Annotated in this window: 16 protein-coding genes and 1 other annotated feature (1 of these 17 only partly in view); of the genes, 1 reads left to right on the plus strand and 15 read right to left on the minus strand. The window is 45.8% G+C overall.

Translation table 11 applies throughout. The features are described from left to right. Nucleotides 1-18: 18 nt before the first annotated feature. From priA to gmk, 4 genes are all read right to left on the minus strand, one after another. Complete coding sequence (gene priA, locus M3152_RS09330; RefSeq protein WP_251694859.1) at nt 19-2,430, minus strand: primosomal protein N'; 2,412 nt, start codon at nt 2,428-2,430, stop codon at nt 19-21. Then, a complete protein-coding gene (gene coaBC / locus M3152_RS09335; RefSeq protein WP_251695301.1) occupies nt 2,420-3,637 on the minus strand; it encodes a bifunctional phosphopantothenoylcysteine decarboxylase/phosphopantothenate--cysteine ligase CoaBC in 1,218 nt (405 codons plus the stop codon). Before coaBC ends, priA begins: the two co-directional genes overlap by 11 nt. A gap of 159 nt (nt 3,638-3,796) precedes the next feature. After that, nucleotides 3,797-4,021, minus strand: coding sequence for a DNA-directed RNA polymerase subunit omega (gene rpoZ / locus M3152_RS09340; protein ID WP_251694860.1), 225 nt, complete (start codon nt 4,019-4,021; stop codon nt 3,797-3,799). A gap of 3 nt (nt 4,022-4,024) precedes the next feature. Continuing rightward, complete coding sequence (gene gmk, locus M3152_RS09345; protein WP_251694861.1) at nt 4,025-4,642, minus strand: guanylate kinase; 618 nt, start codon at nt 4,640-4,642, stop codon at nt 4,025-4,027. 131 nt (nt 4,643-4,773) lie between these two features. Between gmk and M3152_RS09350 the strand changes: the two genes are divergently transcribed. Beyond that, nucleotides 4,774-6,465 (plus strand): Rqc2 family fibronectin-binding protein, encoded by a 1,692-nt coding sequence (locus M3152_RS09350; RefSeq protein WP_251694862.1) that lies wholly within the window; start codon nt 4,774-4,776, stop codon nt 6,463-6,465. A gap of 48 nt (nt 6,466-6,513) precedes the next feature. On the opposite strand, the gene pyrE is transcribed toward M3152_RS09350, so the two are convergent. From pyrE to ileS, 11 genes are all read right to left on the minus strand, one after another. Next, complete coding sequence (gene pyrE, locus M3152_RS09355; RefSeq protein WP_251694863.1) at nt 6,514-7,146, minus strand: orotate phosphoribosyltransferase; 633 nt, start codon at nt 7,144-7,146, stop codon at nt 6,514-6,516. Next, nucleotides 7,139-7,858, minus strand: coding sequence for an orotidine-5'-phosphate decarboxylase (pyrF, locus tag M3152_RS09360; protein WP_251694864.1), 720 nt, complete (start codon nt 7,856-7,858; stop codon nt 7,139-7,141). The genes pyrE and pyrF overlap by 8 nt, the downstream gene beginning before the upstream one ends. Next, the gene (locus M3152_RS09365; RefSeq protein WP_251694865.1) at nt 7,855-8,769 is read right to left on the minus strand and encodes a dihydroorotate dehydrogenase; all 915 of its coding nucleotides are present in this window, start codon (nt 8,767-8,769) and stop codon (nt 7,855-7,857) included. Before M3152_RS09365 ends, pyrF begins: the two co-directional genes overlap by 4 nt. Next, entirely contained in the window at nt 8,766-9,542 is a 777-nt protein-coding gene (locus M3152_RS09370) for a dihydroorotate dehydrogenase electron transfer subunit (RefSeq protein ID WP_251694866.1), read from the minus strand. Before M3152_RS09370 ends, M3152_RS09365 begins: the two co-directional genes overlap by 4 nt. Further along, entirely contained in the window at nt 9,539-10,846 is a 1,308-nt protein-coding gene (locus tag M3152_RS09375; protein ID WP_251694867.1) for a dihydroorotase, read from the minus strand. Before M3152_RS09375 ends, M3152_RS09370 begins: the two co-directional genes overlap by 4 nt. Further along, nucleotides 10,813-11,727, minus strand: coding sequence for an aspartate carbamoyltransferase catalytic subunit (locus M3152_RS09380; RefSeq protein ID WP_251694868.1), 915 nt, complete (start codon nt 11,725-11,727; stop codon nt 10,813-10,815). The genes M3152_RS09375 and M3152_RS09380 overlap by 34 nt, the downstream gene beginning before the upstream one ends. A gap of 151 nt (nt 11,728-11,878) precedes the next feature. Further along, on the minus strand, nt 11,879-13,174 hold the full coding sequence (locus M3152_RS09385) for a uracil-xanthine permease family protein (RefSeq protein ID WP_435371932.1): 1,296 nt from the start codon (nt 13,172-13,174) through the stop codon (nt 11,879-11,881). Nucleotides 13,175-13,199: 25 nt separating this feature from the next. Then, a complete protein-coding gene (gene pyrR / locus M3152_RS09390) occupies nt 13,200-13,742 on the minus strand; it encodes a bifunctional pyr operon transcriptional regulator/uracil phosphoribosyltransferase PyrR (RefSeq protein ID WP_251694870.1) in 543 nt (180 codons plus the stop codon). Nucleotides 13,743-13,939: 197 nt separating this feature from the next. After that, entirely contained in the window at nt 13,940-14,854 is a 915-nt protein-coding gene (locus M3152_RS09395) for an RluA family pseudouridine synthase (RefSeq protein ID WP_251694871.1), read from the minus strand. Beyond that, nucleotides 14,854-15,330 (minus strand): signal peptidase II, encoded by a 477-nt coding sequence (gene lspA, locus M3152_RS09400; protein ID WP_285847010.1) that lies wholly within the window; start codon nt 15,328-15,330, stop codon nt 14,854-14,856. Before lspA ends, M3152_RS09395 begins: the two co-directional genes overlap by 1 nt. 319 nt (nt 15,331-15,649) lie before the next feature. Then, a complete protein-coding gene (gene ileS, locus M3152_RS09405) occupies nt 15,650-18,412 on the minus strand; it encodes an isoleucine--tRNA ligase (protein ID WP_251694872.1) in 2,763 nt (920 codons plus the stop codon). 40 nt (nt 18,413-18,452) lie between these two features. Then, nucleotides 18,453-18,467 (minus strand) — a binding site (T-box leader); it runs 200 nt beyond the window's last position.

Consider the following 18,467-nt stretch of genomic DNA (forward strand, 5'->3'; position numbering starts at 1 on the left):
CCAACTCTTCCGTACTGATTAAAAAATTGAAGTCGGATCCACATCCACTGACATAAGCAGACCTTCCTTCATCCAGTTCGTCCGATACATTCTGATCAATTGCTGGAGCGTTTCAATTAACTTCGGCTCTTTTTTGTATTTTATCAAACATTGGTACCGATATCTATTGTTCACACGACTAATTGCAGCTGCCGCAGGTCCGATGATGACGGTATCAGGCGACAACGAACTTTTCAAATAGCGCGTCCCCTTTTCCGCGAAATCTGCCACTTTTAACAAATCCTCATGAGAAAACTGTACAAGCGTTATAAAAAAGAAAGGAGGATACCCGTATTGTTTGCGTGCCGACATCTCCAGATTGTAAAACGGTTCGTAATGTTGGGTCTTTGCGAGTTCAATCGCATAATGTTCCGGTGAATATGTCTGAATGAATACTTCACCGGCCAATTCATGCCTACCTGCTCGTCCACTAACTTGCGTCATCAATTGGAATGTTTTTTCCGCTGCCCGGAAATCCGCCAAATGCAAAGTCGTATCCGCAGCAATCACTCCGACTAAGGTAATATTCGGGAAATCGAGCCCTTTTGCAATCATTTGGGTGCCAAGCAGAATATCCGCCTTCCCTTCGCTGAATTGGCGGAGTATGCGTTCGTGTGCTCCCTTTTGCCGTGTTGTGTCTACATCCATCCGCAATACTCGCGCTTCTGGGAATAGCTTTGAAATTTCTTCTTCGGCCTTTTGTGTGCCTGTTCCGAAAAACCGTATATGCTCACTTTCACATTCCGGACAAACGAGCGGAACTGGTTCCTCATGACCGCAATAATGACACTTCAGACTTTCATTTGCACGATGATAGGTCAATGAGATATCGCAGTTCGGGCATTGGACGACCGTCCCGCAATCCCTGCACAATACGAATGAAGAGAAACCTCTTTTATTGAGAAATAGGACCGTTTGCTCTTTCTTTTCCAAGCGAAGTCGAATGGCCTCCGCCAATTGTACGGAAAACATCGACCTGTTTCCTTCCTTCAATTCTTCCCTCATATCGACGACCGTGACGGTTGGTAATGGTTGGTTCTTCGCCCTCTTCGACAACTCCAAAAGTGTATAGACACCTTTCGATGCTCGGGCGTACGATTCGAGAGAGGGTGTCGCGCTGCCTAGGATGACGGGGCAACCGAAATACTCTGAACGCCAGATGGCAACGTCCCTTGCATGGTACCTCGGGGTATCCTCCTGTTTATAAGTCGATTCGTGCTCTTCATCCAGGATGATAATTCCTATGTTTTCAAATGGAGCGAAAATCGCAGATCTTGCCCCGACGACAACTTTCACTTCCCGTCGGTGGATTTTTCTCCATTCATCATATTTCTCACCTGCCGATAACCCGCTATGCATGACTGCAACTAGTTCGCCAAACCGCTCTTGGAATCGGGCGGTCATTTGAGGCGTCAATGAAATCTCAGGAACGAGGACGATCGCTTCCTTCCCTTTATCCAGTACGTGTTTGATCGCTTGTAAATAGACTTCGGTTTTTCCGCTTCCCGTTATGCCATGCAACAGGAATGTTTCAGCATTACCCGAATCTGCGGCCACTTTCACTTTCTCGAGTGCCGTGTGTTGTTCCTCTGTCAGCCGAAGGGGCATGGGCGTATCCTGAAGCTTCGGGGCATCCGGCTCACGATACGTTTCGACATACGCTTCTGTAGCACCGCCTTTTTCAATGACGGCTTTGAGAACCGAGTTTTGGATGCCAGATTCATTCATCAGTTTCGCAGCCTCAATCGACTTCCCTGCATGATTTAACATCCACCTGATCAATTCTGCTTGTTTCTTCGCATTCGGATGGATGGTGAGCAGTAATTCGGATAATGTGTCTGAATCCCCAATATGGATTACACGTACTTTTTTCACTCCCGTTTGCTGGCTAATCGCCGTGTCGACGGAAACGATTCCTTTTTCCGAATAATCTTTGACCAACTTCAATAGAGCGGAATCAGTAACCTGCTTCAAAGGAATGCGGGTACGTCCATTCAGTACTGATAAAACCCTTGCATCATCGATTTCATCTGGTCTTTCGATACTGATGAATTTTTCGTATTTCGCACGCATCGCTGCAGGCAGCATCACTTGCAGCGCATCGATTTCATAGGACAGTGTTTCTCTCGCCACTTTTTTAGCCAAGCCCAACAACTCCTGAGAAAGAACAGGATCCAAGTCGATCAGTTCGTCAATCTTCTTCAACTTATGCTCTTCGAGATCACTTTCTGATTTCAGGCCGGTGACATAGCCGATCACTTTCCTCGGTCCGAATGGGACTTTAACACGGGACCCGCATTCAATCACCGTCTCCAGATGTTCGGGCACGGCGTAGTCAAAGGGACGATCGATTGGATATGCCGATACATCGACGATGACTTCAGCTATCATTTACAACGTCACTCTCCAATTCCAGAATCGTCCTCAAGAGCACTTGTGCCAGTTCTTTTTTATGCATTGCTTCGAAAGGATATGTCTTCCCCTTTCTTGATAGTAATGTGACAACATTCGTATCGTTGCCGAAGCCGCCATCGGGATCTGTCACATCATTTACAATGATATAGTCCAAGTTTTTAGTGGACAGCTTTTTCATGCCATACTCGATTGCATCATTCGTCTCTGCCGCAAATCCGACAAGTACTTGTCCCGTTTTTCTTTCCCCGAGCGTCTTGAGAATATCGGTTGTACGTTCGAGTTCAATGGATGAATCGCCATCCTGCTTCTTCATCTTTTGTGTAAATTGCTCTTTTGGGCGATAATCTGCAACTGCTGCCGATTTTATAACCATATCTGCATCGTCGAATTTAGTTAACACAGCGTCAAGCATTTGTGCAGCACTCTCCACGTTGATGAGCTGCACGCCATTAGGCTTTGGCAACTCAACAGGACCTGAAACCAATATTGTTTCAGCACCTAACGACACAGCAGCTTCCGCTAGTGCATATCCCATCTTGCCGCTCGAAAAGTTCGAAATGTAACGCACAGGGTCAATCCGTTCCCGGGTCGGTCCCGCCGTAACAACCACCTTTTTCCCTGCAAGAGGCTGATTTTCAGGTTGCGAAAACCTCTCCTTGATCAGTTGGACAATTTTTTCAGGCTCCTCGAGTCTGCCTTTACCGACATAGCCGCATGCTAAGAATCCTTCTGAAGGTTCAATGAAACGGTAACCGTCCTCATGGAGCTGTCCGATGTTTCGGATGACCGACTTGTTTTCATACATATGTACATTCATCGCCGGAGCAATCCAAACTTCCGCAGTTGTCGCGAGAAGGGTTGTCGTGACCATATTATCCGCAATTCCGTTCGCGAGTTTGCCGATTACATTTGCAGTTGCCGGCGCAACTATGACAAGATCGGCCCAATCAGCCAGATCGATGTGAGCAATGACACTTGAGTCTTTTTCATCAAAGGTGTCAAAGTAAACATCATTCCGTGACAAAACCTGAAAAGAAAGCGGTGTCACGAATTCCATTGCCGAAGCAGTCATCATCACTTTCACTTCTGCCCCGGCTTGCGTTAATTTGCTTACAAGAGCGACTGCCTTATAAACGGCAATTCCACCAGTCACACAGACAAGTATTTTTTTAGTTACCAACAGCCCCACCCTTTCTCTACTTCTACGAGTATGTACAATTTGTCCATAAAAGGACAATCGACTTCTGAAAAATGCTAATTAAAAATGACAAACTCCCAAAGAAATTCTGTTTCTAAGGGAGTATGCAGACCTATTTAAATGCGTCAACTTAGTGAGCGTTGATCATACTTCGTCTTCGTATACAATGGAAGCGTCTTGAACTTGTTTTGATAATGCGCCTGCGGAAATCTCTTCCAAAGCTTTCCCTACATTCTTATATGAAGTATAGGATGGCAGCAACATATTCTTGGTCTCCTGCATTTCACGCGCACGCTTAGCGGCAAGTGTCACAAGTGTGTATTTTGAATCGATTTTACCCTTTAACGAGTCAACTGATGGATATAACATAAATTATTCCCCTTCCAACATAAGTAAGTATCTTTTTTCAACACGTTCCCGTCGGCAATGTTCAGCCGTCACGATGGCATTGATGCGATCGCATGCCTTCGACACTTCATCATTTTCAACTACATAGTCATACAAGTTCATCATTTCAAGCTCTTCACGCGCTTTCAATACTCTGCTTGCAATGACATCGGCCTGTTCCGTCCCTCTACCGATCAAACGATCTTCAAGCTCGGACAGACTCGGTGGGGCAAGGAAAATGAATAATCCATCGGGAACTAATTTACGGACTTGTGCCGCACCGACAACTTCAATTTCCAGGAATACATCCCTTCCGGCGTCAAGCGTTTCATTCACGTAATCCAGAGGGGTGCCGTAATAATTGCCTACATACTCGGCGTACTCCAATAATTTCCCTTCGTTTATCAATTGCTCGAACTCATTGCGTGATTTAAAAAAGTAATCGACGCCGTCCTGTTCGCCTTCTCGGGGGCTTCTCGTCGTCATCGATATCGAATATTCATAATTCGTGTCAGGTTGTTGAAATAGCTCTTTTCTGACCGTCCCTTTCCCGACACCGGATGGTCCGGACAGGACAATCAACAGTCCACGTTGTTTGTACATGCAATCCCTCTTCTTATGTATTCTCTACCTTCTATTGTTCCATTCATCATAGCAAACAATCTTCTCATATTATAACATATCGCACCCAGAGAGTGCTAAAATGGTACAAAACGTTTGAAAGAGGAATTATTATGGCATTTGACGGTTTATTCACCGCAGCGATTACTCAAGAGCTGCAACAAATTAAAGACGGACGGATTTCAAAAATACATCAGCCGAACACACAAGAAGTTGTCTTGATGGTTCGGGCAGGAAGAAGCAATTATAAACTTCTTATTTCTACTCATCCATCTTATTCCCGCGTTCAATTGACTGATGAAACGATTGTAAATCCTTCTGAGCCACCGATGTTTTGCATGGTATTGAGGAAGCATCTCGAAGGCGGCATGATCCAATCAATCCAGCAATCTGGAAATGACCGAATTATCTCATTTGACATCCGGGCGAAAAATGAAATAGGTGATGATATCCACCGCCGATTAATTGTAGAAATCATGGGCAGGCATAGCAATATGCTGTTAATTGACCCGGAGCGGAATATGATCATCGACAGCATGAAGCATTTGCCGCCTTCCGTGAACAGTTACCGGACGGTTATGCCGGGACAGCCATATGTTCCCGCACCTCCCCAAGAGAAATTAGATCCTTTTGATTTAGATGAAAAGGAGCTCCTAGCATTATTGCCAGAATGGGAGAATGCCAAACAGGTTGTTGGAAAACTATCGGGTTTTTCACCGATTCATGGAGAAGAACTTTTGTATCGATTGAAAGAAGCATCAGAAAGGGACGCATATAACATCTATAAAAATTTCCTATCTTCATTCAAAGGGGGAACTCAAACACCTACGATCGCTGAAGTCGGTACGAAGACCATTTTTTCGGCAACTACATTGACATATGCGGATCGAACGGTCGCGACGTTTACTACACTCGGCGAACTGCTTGACAAGGTCTATTTTGCTCGGGCAGAACGGGAGCGGGTGAAATCCCAGGCAGCCGATTTGGAACGCTGGCTAGATAATGAAATCGCCAAGTTGAAATTGAAGATGAACAAGTTGGAAAAAGAGCAGAATGCGGCCGAGAAACTGGATACGTTCCAGTTATATGGTGAACTGCTCACAGCGAATAGTTATGCTATCAATAAAGGTGATAGAGAAGCTGTCGTCGACAATTACTATGAGGAAGGAACGACTGTGACGATTCCGCTTGACCCGAGGAAGACGCCGATTGAAAATGCGCAGCGTTATTATTCCCGCTACACGAAGGCGAAAAATGCGTTGATCATGATTGCGGAACAGTTGGAGAAAGCGAAAGAAGACATCGATTATTTTGAGATGATTAAACAGCAGGTTATGCAAGCGTCTCCTGAGGATATCGATGAAATTCGTGAGGAATTGGCGGAGTTAGGTTTGATGCGCGCAAGAAGAGGCAAGAAAAAGCAGAAGCCGAAAAAGCCATCACCTGAGTCGTATATATCATCTTCCGGCATTCCGATTTCGGTCGGTAAGAATAACAAGCAAAATGATTATTTGACGTTCAAGATTGCTGCAAGGGATCATGTATGGCTTCATACGAAGGACATTCCCGGATCGCACGTCGTCATCCATGATTCGAATCCGGATGAGCAGACGATTGAAGAAGCAGCGATTCTTTCGGCTTATTTCAGTAAGGCGAGGGGTTCGTCGTCTGTTCCGGTAGATTTTACGGAAATCCGTCATGTTAAGAAACCAAATGGTTCGAAACCTGGATTTGTTATTTATTTTGAGCAGAAGACGTTGTTTGTCACACCTGATGAGGATGTTGTTAGGAAGTTGAGGAAGTGAAAAAAGGATTGCCATCCCAACGAGGATGGCAATCCTTTTTCGTTTTTACTATTTAGCTAATAATCCAGCTTTCAATTTCCCATGCCACTCCAGTAAACCAGCCATTGACTCTGTTGTAATTGCACCGCTTTCTTTCGCCATCTCAGTAAGTGCTCCGAAATCCGTCAAACTCTCATAAGATAAGTTTGCCTCTTTAAATGCTTTATCTGCACTTTCGAGTTCATATGTAAAAATGGAGACAACCCCTGCAACTTCGATTCCTTCAGATTGCAGCGCTTCAACAGCATTCAGACTGCTGCCTCCCGTGGAAATCAAGTCTTCAATGATGACTGCTTTATCCTTAGGTTCTACTTTCCCCTCGATTTGGCGGCTTCGACCATGCCCTTTCGCTTTTGAACGGATATACACCATCGGTAAGCCTAAAATATCAGCGACCCAGGCCGCATGTGGAATGCCGGCAGTTGCCGTTCCCGCAATAAGCGTCGTTTCAGGATAATTTGTTTTAATTAACCCGGCAAGCCCTTGTGCAATTTGTTTTCGTCCTACTGGATCGGACATCGTCAACCGGTTATCACAATAGATCGGTGATTGAATTCCCGATGCCCATGTGAATGGAACCTCCGGACTTAATTCCACCGCTCCTACATTCAATAAAATTTTCGCAATTTCCTTCTTATCCAACCCACTCTACCCCTCTCCATCTAGCATTAATTTGTTCGTATGCTACACGAGGATCCGATGCACCTGTAATCGCCCTGCCGACTACGATATGAGTCGATCCTTCCTGCCTTGCTTCCTTTGGCGTAGCAATCCTTTTCTGGTCATGCGTTCCGCTTTCCGGAAGACGGATCCCAGGAGTGACTTTCAGGAATTCCGGTCCGCATACTTCTGAAATGATAGCAGCCTCTTGTACGGAGCAAACGACCCCATCCAATCCAGCATCCTTTGTAAGCTTCGCGTAATGAAGCACGGACTCTTGAAGTGAATCATGGATAAGTTGTTCTTCCCTCATTTGACGTTCATCTGTAGACGTCAATTGAGTCACACCGATAATAGAAGGGCGCTTCATTCCCGACAGAGTCCCTTTATCAAGCCCTTCCAATGCAGCTTCCATCATCGTCTTCCCGCCGGCAGCATGGACATTGACCAAGTCCACACCTAAGCTTGCCAATACTTCCATTGCAGATTTCACTGTATTTGGGATGTCATGCAATTTTAAGTCTAGGAATATATTGAACCCGCGCTCTTTCAATTTAGAAATGATTGCAGGGCCCTCTTTGTAGTAAAGCTGCATGCCGACTTTCACATTGATGTCGCTTTCGAATGGTTGTAGAAAGTCGAAAACCTTCTGTGATGAATCAAAGTCTAACGCAATGATCGGGGATCTTTTCATAACCGATGGCTCCTTCCTACAAGTTCAGAAATATGTTCAACACCGAGCTCATCCAATTTCGCCGGAAGCTCTTCAATGATTTTCGGACAAATGAATGGGTCTACGAAATTCGCCGTACCGACTGCCACTGCACTCGCACCTGCCGATAGAAAATCGATAACGTCGGCAGTTTCAGCGATCCCGCCCATGCCGATGATCGGGATCTGTACGACTTGGCTCACTTCGTACACCATTTTGATGGCGACCGGCTTTACAGCTGGTCCGGATAAACCACCTGTTAGATTAGCTATAATAGGTCTTCCCGTCTTTTGATCGAGCCTCATTCCGACAAGCGTATTGATCATCGTAATGCCATCTGCTCCGCCGGCCTCGACCGCTTTTGCAATTTCTTTGATGTCCGTGACATTTGGTGACAGCTTGACATACACCGGCACTTCGGACACTTCTTTCACGGCAGCCGTCAGATCATGTGCTTGCTGTGGATCCGTGCCAAAAGTGATGCCGCCGCATTTGACGTTGGGGCATGATATGTTCAATTCCAACGCTCTTACATTCGGAGCCGTTGAAATTGTTTTTGCCACCTCTACATAATCCGCAGTTTCTGTTCCTGCGACATTCGCAATGATCGGAACATCGTACTGTTCCAGCCAAGGCAGTTCATTTTCCATGACGCCCTGCAAACCGGGATTCTGCAAGCCGATAGCGTTCAACATGCCTGATGCCGTCTCCGCGACTCGTGGAGTCGGATTGCCGAATCTTTTATCAAGAGTCGTCGCTTTGATCATAATGGCGCCTAACATTGATAAGTCATACAGATTCCCATATTCCCTACCGAATCCGAAACAGCCGGATGCCGGCATGATTGGATTTTTCAACTGCAAACCAGGCAATTCCACTGCCAATCTATTCATATCGACACCACCCCTGCCGGAAATACTGGTCCATCAGAACAAACTTTGATGTACTCTTTATCCGTTTTATCAGTCGTTTCACATACACAAGCGAAGCAAGCTCCTATTCCGCATCCCATACGCTGTTCGAATGAAAGGAAACCTTTTTTGCCAGAGTAAGCGGTTTGAACCGCATTCAGCATCGGCATCGGTCCGCAGCTATAGTAGGTAGCGAATCCGTCTCCAATCGTCTCCATCACATTAGTTACAAAACCTGACATTCCTTTTGTTCCGTCCACCGTTGCGATATATGTCTCACCTAGGCGCATGAATTCCTCTTCATAAAAGGACACATCTGCCGTTTGGAAGCCTAGTACATGAATGCAATTAACTCCTTTGGCAGTCAGTTGCATCGATAATTCGTATAAAGGGGGAACCCCAATTCCACCGCCAATGAGTACCGCGGTTTCACCAGGTGATGTTTCATCAACTGGAAAACCATTACCTAGCGGACCGAGCACATCTACTTCGTCGCCTTCTTTTTTCAAGGAAAGCAGCTGAGTGCCGCGACCTTCCGCCCGATAAATGATTGTCATTTCGCCTGCTTCATAATCGATGGAAGCGATAGAGATCGGTCTTCTTAACAAAGGTTCGAATGAATCAGAGACCCGGATATGGACAAACTGGCCAGGGGAATTGATTTCCCCTACCAGCTTGCCTGTCAGTTTCATTTCAAATATATTCTTAGCAATTTCTCTTTGACCCGTCACATTCATCCGATCTTGGATAATCATAGTATCACCTGCTGTTTTGCTATCACATCCATTTGATCCTGCCAGACGATATTGCCTCCGTAGATTGTCTTCACCGGCCAGCCAACACACCTCCAGCCATCAAATGGGGTGTTTTTCCCTTTGGATAAAAATGTCTCCCTATCAATTGCTTGTTCTTTATTCAAATCAAGAAGAACGAGATCCGCTAGCGCACCGACTTCAATTTTCCCGTATGGAAGACCGAATACATCAGCAGGCTTGATAGTCATCCAATCAATCAACTGCTTTAGTGACCATTTCCCTTCTTTTACAAAATGCGTGTAAAGAAGCGGGAATGCTGTTTCAAATCCTGTAATTCCGAAAGGCGCTTTTGCAAAACCGGCATTTTTCTCTTCTGCTGTGTGGGGTGCGTGATCGGTTGCGATGAAGTCAAGTGTGCCGTCCATCAACCCTTCTTGCAATGCATGTAAGTCCTCCACTCCGCGAAGTGGTGGGTTCATCTTCCAATCAGCATCGTCACAAGGGATATCATTCTCGCATAAAATCAGATGATGCGGACTCACTTCCGCAGTTACGTGGATTCCGGCTTCTTTCGCATCACGGATGACCCGTACAGATTCTTTCGTACTGACGTGGCAGACGTGATAGTGGGCGCCAGCTGCTTCAGCAAGCAGTATATCGCGCGCGATATGGACTGATTCAGCGATTGATGGGATACCCGGGAGTCCAAGCTCCTTGTTCTTCTTTCCTTCATGCATTGCTCCACCATATATCAGTGTATTGTCTTCGCAATGTGCGACAACCGGCATGTCTAGCTCAGCCGCATCTAACATTGCCTCGTACATCATGCCTGCTTCTTGGACGCCAACCCCGTCATCTGTGAAAGCGAAAGCTCCGTTCTGCTTCAATTCTTTTAAATTCGTCCGTTCTTTCCCGGCTTCCCTAATTGTGATGGAAGCGTAAGGGAGGACTCGAATATGCGCTTTTTCAGCAATCAAGCTGTTGACGAGGGACAAGTTTTCCTTCGTGTCAGGAACCGGTCTCGTATTCGGCATTGCGCAAATCGTCGTGTATCCGCCTTTAGCAGCGGCAAGCGTCCCTGTTTCAATCGTTTCTTTATGCTCTCCGCCTGGTTCCCGCAGATGGACGTGGACATCGATGAACCCCGGCGCCAACAGGAGTCCGTTTCCGTCAATGACCTCCGAATCCCCTGCATGTAAATCTTTTCCGATTTCGGTTATCTTCCCTCCAGCAATCCTAACATCTGTTAAAACCTTTTCTCCAATTTCATTTAAAACATATGCACTCTTGATGATCTTTCCCATGCCAATTCCTCCTTCTGTAAAATCGTTTCTAAGATAGCCGCACGTATATAGACGCCATTTTCAACTTGCTTGTAAATCATTGATCTGCTGCATTCGACAAGGCTTCCTGCTATTTCCACATCCCGGTTAACCGGTGCAGGATGCATGATAATTGATCCGGGCTTCATTTCCCTTTCCCGTTCAACTGTCAGTCCATATTTCGTATGGTATTCGTCCTTTGTGAATCTCATTTTGCCATCGTGCCTTTCATGCTGAACTCTTAGGAGCATGACCACATCGCTTGTGTAGACCACTTCTTCCCAGTCACTCACGTATGGAAAATCACCTGCCCACTCAGGGGGGCATAGAAATTTCACATTCGCACCAAGCATTGAAAGAGCATCCGCATTCGACTTTGCAACTCTACTATGGGAAATGTCACCGGCGATAAGCACATTAAGCCCTTTGAAACCGCCCAGCGTTTCTTTAATTGTGAACAAGTCAAGCAATGATTGTGTTGGATGTTGTCCTGAACCGTCTCCGCCGTTGATGATTGCCATATTCATTTTTCCAACGAGGTCTTCATAATAGCGCTCTTCAGGATGTCTGATGACGACTGCATCCAAGCCGATTTCTTCAAGGGTTCGAAGCGTGTCGTACAACGTCTCTCCCTTTACCGCACTTGAAGAACCGGCTTCAAAAGGAATCGTTTCAAGACCCAATTTCCGCTCCGCTACTTCAAAACTCATTTTTGTTCGAGTGCTCGGCTCAAAGAATAGATTGCTAACCATATATTTTTGAGGTAATGCGCGGATCCCATACCTTTTTAACATTGCAGCACGATCCAAAATAGCTGAAATTTCGTCGATTGATAGATCTTTCATTGATAATAGGTTTTTCATATAGAAAATCCCCTTCCGTTTTGGATAAAAAATGGCCTTTCCGTTAAATGGAAAGGCCAGTGGGCATGACTAAACAATCGTCATCCATCTTGAATGACTACTAGTCAACTGAACCTTTCCTTGTCTCTCAGTACAATGTTAAAAGGTCTTTCTATTTTGTTGAACTATCTGCCAAGCTAGCATTTTTCCTGCCCGGCAATAGCAAGTTAAGTATGACTCCGACGATTGCAGCCAGCGCCATTCCCCCTACTTGGAACGTTTCACTAATATGGATGGAGGCTCCCCCGATGCCAATTACGAGAATGACCGAGGCGATGACGAGATTCCGTTGCTGTCCAAAATCAACTTTATGATCAACGAGCATCCTTAGCCCGGACGAAGCAATGATTCCAAACAGCAATATTGAGATTCCGCCAAGCACCGCTTGAGGGATTGTTGCAATAATCGCCATCAATTTTCCGATGAAGGAAAACAATATCGCGAAGACTGCTGCTCCGATGATGACATAGACGCTATAGACACGTGTGATTGCCATGACGCCAATGTTTTCACCGTATGTTGTTTTCGGTGGACCACCAAGCAATCCACTAAGGAGTGTCCCGAGCCCATCTCCTAAAAGCGACCGGTTTAAACCGGGATCTTTGATAAAATCTTTATTGACGACGCGGCCGAGTACAAGCTGGTGACCGATATGCTCCGAAATCGTAACGATTGATATCGGAACCATGATTGCTAGTAATGCCGGGGTAATGACAAACTCATAATCTATTCCGGGAATAAGGAATTCCGGTATTTCAAACCATGCAGCTTCATGTACTTTTGTGAAGTCCAATATTCCGATCGAAGCTGAGTATATGTAACCTACTATTATTCCGATCAGTACAGGCATCAGACTCACTACCCCTCTGAAGAACATGAGGCAGATGATTGCAGCTGCCAATGTGACAATTGCGGCCGAGAAATGCAGTAGATTGTATTGCGCTTCGCCATCCACTTGGATCGTACTCGCCATGCTCACTGCCGTCGGTGCCAATGCTAACCCGATAACCATAATGACAGGGCCGACAACGACTGGCGGAAGGAATCTCATAATCCATCCTGAGCCCGTCGTCCAGATCAGGAGTGATACAATTGCATATACGAGAGCGACAAACATGCTTCCGATCATTGCGCTTCCGATGCCGCCTGTGCTTGTCGCCACTTGGATCGGCGCAATGAATGCGAACGATGAACCTAAGTATGCGGGAACCTTGAATTGCGTAACAAGGACGAAGATGAGCGTCGCAAGCCCACTTGTTAATAAAGCGATTGCTGGGCTTAAGCCTACGAATTGCGGCACAAGGATTGTCGCTCCGAACATTGCAAACATATGTTGCAAACTGAGTGCAAGCCATCTTCCGGGAGCCGGCTTATCGAATACGTCTAACACTTTGTTGTCATTCATCATTTCGCCTTCAATCCTTATCCTGTTTTTATTTTGTATGGATTGTCACGCCGTCTGTTCCATCCTCTTCGATGACGTTGACTACTACCCGCTCATCATTCGAGGTAGGAATATTTTTACCGACATAATCAGGGCGGATCGGCAATTCGCGATGACCTCTGTCAACGAGGACAGCAAGCTGTATCGCAGAAGGTCTTCCTAAATCGATGACTGCATCCATCGCCGCTCTGACTGTTCTTCCTGTGTAAAGAACATCATCGACAAGTATCACTTTCTTATCAGCGACGTCGTGCTTGATGTCAACTTGGTGGACAAGAGGTTCATGGTTTCCATGTTTATGTTGAAGATCATCTCTGTACAGCGTAATATCCAACTCACCAGTCAAGATCGGTTTTCCTTCGATTTGCTTGATCCTTTCCGAAAGCCGTTTTGCAAGCACAGCCCCTCTGGTTTTAATGCCTACAAGAATACAACCATCGATTCCTTTATTCTTTTCGATAATTTCATATGCGATTCTGGTCACCGCACGTGATATTGCCTGTTCGTCAAGAATGATTGCTTTTTCCGTCATAATAATTCCTCCTTATTAACATAAAAAAACCCTCCTGCCAGATGACAGGAGGGTACAGGTGCAGAAAGAAGTGTACCGAAGAATAGCGCGCAGCTATCCTACTGTACTTCCGTGCAACCTTCCCAGCCTCTCTGGACTGATCTTAAAGGTATCGCTATTCATTTCATTGATTAGTATAGTTGGCCAATTTCAGTTTGTCAACGCTTTTCTTTGCGCATTTTTTCAATCAATGCTTTAAACTCTTCCGGCAAAGGTTGTGTAAACTCCAAATATTCGCCGGTGCGAGGGTGCTTAAAGCCGATTGTGCCAGCATGCAATGCCTGTCCGTTGAAGTCGATTGTTTTTTTCGGACCATATTTCGGATCCCCGGCAAGCGGATAGCCGATATACTTCATATGAACACGTATTTGATGGGTCCTTCCGGTTTCCAGTCGGCATTCCACCAACGTAAAATCACCAAAGCGTTCTAATACTTTGAAGTGGGTGATGGCATGTTTTCCCTTATCCGTAACCGTCATGCTTTGACGATCTTTCTGGTCCCTTCCAATTGGGGCGTCAATTGTTCCTTGATCATGAGGAATATGGCCGTGAACGAGCGCCGTGTAAATACGCGTCACGGATTTATCGACGAGCTGATCGACAAGCGATACATGTGCCTGATCATTTTTAGCGACCATCAGCAAACCTGAAGTATCTTTATCGATTCTGTGGACAATCCCGGGACGCATAACGCCGTTAATCCCGGAAAGGTCTTTCACTTGGTGCATCAAGCCATTCACTAAAGTGCCCGTAGCATGCCCGGGTGCCGGGTGGACAACCATACCGCGGGGCTTATTTACGACGAGGACATCTGCATCCTCATAGACGATTTCCAAATCGAGGTCTTCCGCAACTATATCGAGTTCCACGGGTTCAGGCTCTGTCACTTCGATGATATCCCCAATTTTCACTTTGTAGTTCTGTTTTACAGTTCCATCATTGACAAGAACTGCCCCGTCCTTCACCCATTGCTGGATTTGTGTGCGGGACCACTCAGGGTTGATATCCGATAGGACTTTATCAATTCTGCCATTTCCGTGCTCTTCTGTTATTACAATTTCAAACGGTTCCATTATGCCACCTTTTTCTTGTTCTTTTTTTCATCAAGAATGACGTGAATAATAATAAGGACGACCCCTACCGTCAACGCAGCATCCGCTACGTTGAAGATTGGAAAGTCATAATTGATGACAGGGATGAGGACATCAATGAAATCAACAACTTCCTTCCGCCATAATCGGTCGATGAAATTTCCGATTGCTCCGCCTAATAAAAACATCAGACTGATTCCTAATAATTTGCTGCCTTTCGCTTCCTTGTGGAAAAAATAAATGATGCCACCGACAACTAGGATTGTAACAATATAAAATAACCACATCTGCCCTTCTAGCATTCCCCATGCCGCTCCTTTATTACGGTGTGACAGGAATGCCAAATAAGGTTCCGCTATCGGGATCCGCTCCCCAAGGTTCATGTTTTGTACGACAAGCCATTTTGTCAGTTGATCGAGCAATATTAAAAAAAGCGCCAATCCATAATATAGAATCAATCCAAAAACCCCCGTCCGACAGTATCTGCTTCATTTTACCACAAAGTCATCTTATTTATGAAATTAGCGTGTATTCAGTGGATAAGAAAAAGACTGTTGCAACTATGGATTAGCCACGGTTGCAAACAGCCTTTACCAAAATGTTTAAGAATAAAAGGATTTCCGCTTCAGGCGGACGCTTTCCAATCGAACAGCGAAGGGTTCGATTTGCCGTATTTATGCGTTCTTTGCAGAAATTAAGGTAGCCTTTCTGCTCGCAAAAGCCGTTCTTCGTAACGGCTTTCGCTGGAATCGCCGCCCTAAGCTCCCAATCCAATATTTATGAATAGTACTTCTTCACTACGCCAGCACAACGTGAGCAGAGCTCTGGGTGTTCTGCGTCTGAGCCGACCGATTCGGAAATCGTCCAGCAGCGGTCACATTTTTCCCCGTCCGCTTTTTCAACAAGGACTGTGGCAGCGTCAAGTTTTAGTGCTTCTTCCGGCATTTTGCCTTCTTCGTTCTCTTCAAATTTGGAAACAATGAAGAACTGTGCATAGTCGATATCGTCTGCTGCAAGAATGCCTGCCATCTTTTCTGGCAATGAGACCGTAATTTTCGCTTCGAGCGATTTACCGATCACTTTTGCATTTCGTGCTTCTTCAAGCGCCTTCAGTACATCGTCACGCACAACCATCAATCGACTGAAACGTTCGCGAAGTGCGTCCGCTTCCTCACCAAGGTCTTCTGCGTGAGGCATGTCTGTCAGTTGGACGCTTTCCTCTTCGACATGCTCTAGATATGCCCAAAGCTCATCCGTCGTATGCGGGATGATTGGCGTCAAAAGCTTCAATAGGGCAAGTAGTGAATCGTACATGACTGTTTGCATCGCACGGCGGTGCGGATGATCGACGCCTTCAATATAGACGACGTCTTTTGCAATATCAAGATAGAACGAGCTTAGTTCACCTGTACAGAAATTATTCACTGCGTGATACACGCCTGCAAACTCGTATTTCTCATAAGCTTCAAGGACATCCTTGATTAGATCCTGGAGCTTTACATAAACGTATTGATCGATTGGACGCATATCTTCAAATGCGACACGGTCTGCTGCCGGATTGAAATCTGCCACGTTCCCATGTAGGAAGCGGAGCGTATTACGAATCTTACGATAGACTTCTGATACTTGTTTGAAATTCGAATCGGATACACGTACATCAGCAGTATAGTCGACGGAAGAAACCCATAGACGAAGGATATCGGCACCCAGTTGATTCATCACTTTTGAAGGCACGATGACGTTGCCAAGGGATTTACTCATTTTGCGACCTTCTCCGTCCAATGTGAACCCGTGGCTTAATAATCCTTTGTATGGAGCAATCCCATTGATGGCGACACTTGTCGTCAATGATGAGTTGAACCATCCGCGGTATTGGTCAGAGCCCTCCAAATACAAATCAGCCGGATAGACGAGATCGTCTCTTTCCACTAGCACACCTTGATGTGTAGATCCTGAATCGAACCAGACATCCATAATATCCGTCTCTTTTGAGAATTGACCGTTCGGGCTGCCTTCATGCTTGAAGCCTTCCGGAAGCAGGTCTTTCGCTTCCCTTTCAAACCAGATATTTGAACCGTGTTCTCTGAATAGCTTTGCAACATGCGCAATCGTCTCATCAGTAAGGATAGCTTCTCCGTTTTCCGCGTAGAATACAGGAATCGGAACTCCCCACACACGTTGGCGTGAAATACACCAGTCACCACGGTCACGCACCATATTGTACAATCGTGTTTCTCCCCATGAAGGAGTGAACTTCGTATTTCGGATTGCTTCAAGCAATTCACTACGGAATGATTCGATGGACGCAAACCATTGAGCGGTCGCACGGAAAATGACCGGTTTCTTCGTACGCCAATCATGCGGATACGAGTGAGTGATGAAGGAGAGTTTCAACAGAGCTCCTTCTTCATCCAATCTCTTCGTCACTTCTTTATTTGCATCTTCATAGAATAATCCTTCAAAGCCTGGAGCCTCATCTGTCATGACGCCTCGGTCATTGATTGGGGACAAAGCGTCAATTCCATATTGCTTCGAAACGTAAAAGTCGTCTTCCCCGTGACCAGGAGCCGTATGGACGCAGCCGGTACCGGCCTCTGCAGTTACATGCTCCCCTAGCATGACAAGAGAATCACGATCGTATAATGGGTGCTGCGCAACCACTCGATCCAGATCCGAACCTTTTAACTCAGTAACAACTTCATATGATTCCCAACCGATCTCTTTCGCAACAAACTCGACGAGATCCTTCGCCAACAGAAACTTATTCCCATCCACTTTTACGACAGCATAAACGAATTCCGGGTGAACCGAAATTCCAAGGTTTGCAGGAATTGTCCAAGGAGTAGTCGTCCAGATGACGATACGGACATCCTCATCGACAACACCGAGACCGTCTTTGATCGGAAACGCCACGTAGATGGAAGGGGATTTTTTATCCTTATATTCAATTTCCGCCTCGGCAAGCGCCGACTCACTTGAAGGCGACCAGTAGACAGGCTTTAGGCCTTTGTAAATATAGCCTTTCTTAGCCATTTCACCGAACACCTGAATTTGTCTAGCTTCAAATTCAGGCTTCAATGTGATGTATGGATTTTCCCAATTGCCGCGTACACCAATCCGTTTGAATTGTGAACGTTGGCTATCGATTTGGCTGTATGCATATTCCTCGCACATTTTGCGGAACTCGGCGACAGAGTGCTCTTTTCGATTGACTCCTTTATTGACAAGAGCTTGCTCAATCGGAAGACCATGCGTATCCCAGCCCGGTACGTAAGGTGCATGAAAACCTGTCATTGATTTATGACGCACAATCATGTCTTTCAGCACTTTGTTAAGTGCGTGCCCCATGTGCAAATCTCCATTCGCATATGGCGGTCCGTCGTGAAGAACGAAGAAAGGACGTCCTTCCGTACGTTTTTGCACTTTTTCATAGATGTTCATTTCTTCCCATTTTGCTTGCATATCAGGTTCTTTGTTTGGCAAGTTGCCACGCATTGGAAATTCTGTTTTCGGCATGAGCAATGTGTCTTTGTAATCCATCCTGTTTCCTCCTTTGGAAATAAAAAAACCCCGTCCCTATGTAAGGGACGAGGGA

The organism is Sporosarcina luteola (assembly GCF_023715245.1).
In the GTDB taxonomy this organism is placed as follows: Bacteria; Bacillota; Bacilli; order Bacillales_A; family Planococcaceae; genus Sporosarcina; species Sporosarcina luteola_C.

Bases quoted from the DNA above. Each gene is read 5' to 3' on its own strand.
- M3152_RS09395 (WP_251694871.1), bottom strand. From the start codon at position 14,854: ATGGAACCGTTTGAAATTGTAATAACAGAAGAGCACGGAAATGGCAGA.
- priA (WP_251694859.1), bottom strand. From the start codon at position 2,430: ATGATAGCTGAAGTCATCGTCGATGTATCGGCATATCCAATCGATCGT.
- M3152_RS09370 (WP_251694866.1), bottom strand. From the start codon at position 9,542: ATGATTATCCAAGATCGGATGAATGTGACGGGTCAAAGAGAAATTGCT.
- gmk (WP_251694861.1), bottom strand. From the start codon at position 4,642: ATGTACAAACAACGTGGACTGTTGATTGTCCTGTCCGGACCATCCGGT.
- M3152_RS09350 (WP_251694862.1), top strand. From the start codon at position 4,774: ATGGCATTTGACGGTTTATTCACCGCAGCGATTACTCAAGAGCTGCAA.
- M3152_RS09375 (WP_251694867.1), bottom strand. From the start codon at position 10,846: ATGGGAAAGATCATCAAGAGTGCATATGTTTTAAATGAAATTGGAGAA.
- rpoZ (WP_251694860.1), bottom strand. From the start codon at position 4,021: ATGTTATATCCATCAGTTGACTCGTTAAAGGGTAAAATCGATTCAAAA.
- M3152_RS09365 (WP_251694865.1), bottom strand. From the start codon at position 8,769: ATGAATAGATTGGCAGTGGAATTGCCTGGTTTGCAGTTGAAAAATCCA.
- M3152_RS09380 (WP_251694868.1), bottom strand. From the start codon at position 11,727: ATGAAAAACCTATTATCAATGAAAGATCTATCAATCGACGAAATTTCA.
- pyrF (WP_251694864.1), bottom strand. From the start codon at position 7,858: ATGAAAAGATCCCCGATCATTGCGTTAGACTTTGATTCATCACAGAAG.
- pyrR (WP_251694870.1), bottom strand. From the start codon at position 13,742: ATGACGGAAAAAGCAATCATTCTTGACGAACAGGCAATATCACGTGCG.
- ileS (WP_251694872.1), bottom strand. From the start codon at position 18,412: ATGGATTACAAAGACACATTGCTCATGCCGAAAACAGAATTTCCAATG.
- M3152_RS09385 (WP_435371932.1), bottom strand. From the start codon at position 13,174: ATGATGAATGACAACAAAGTGTTAGACGTATTCGATAAGCCGGCTCCC.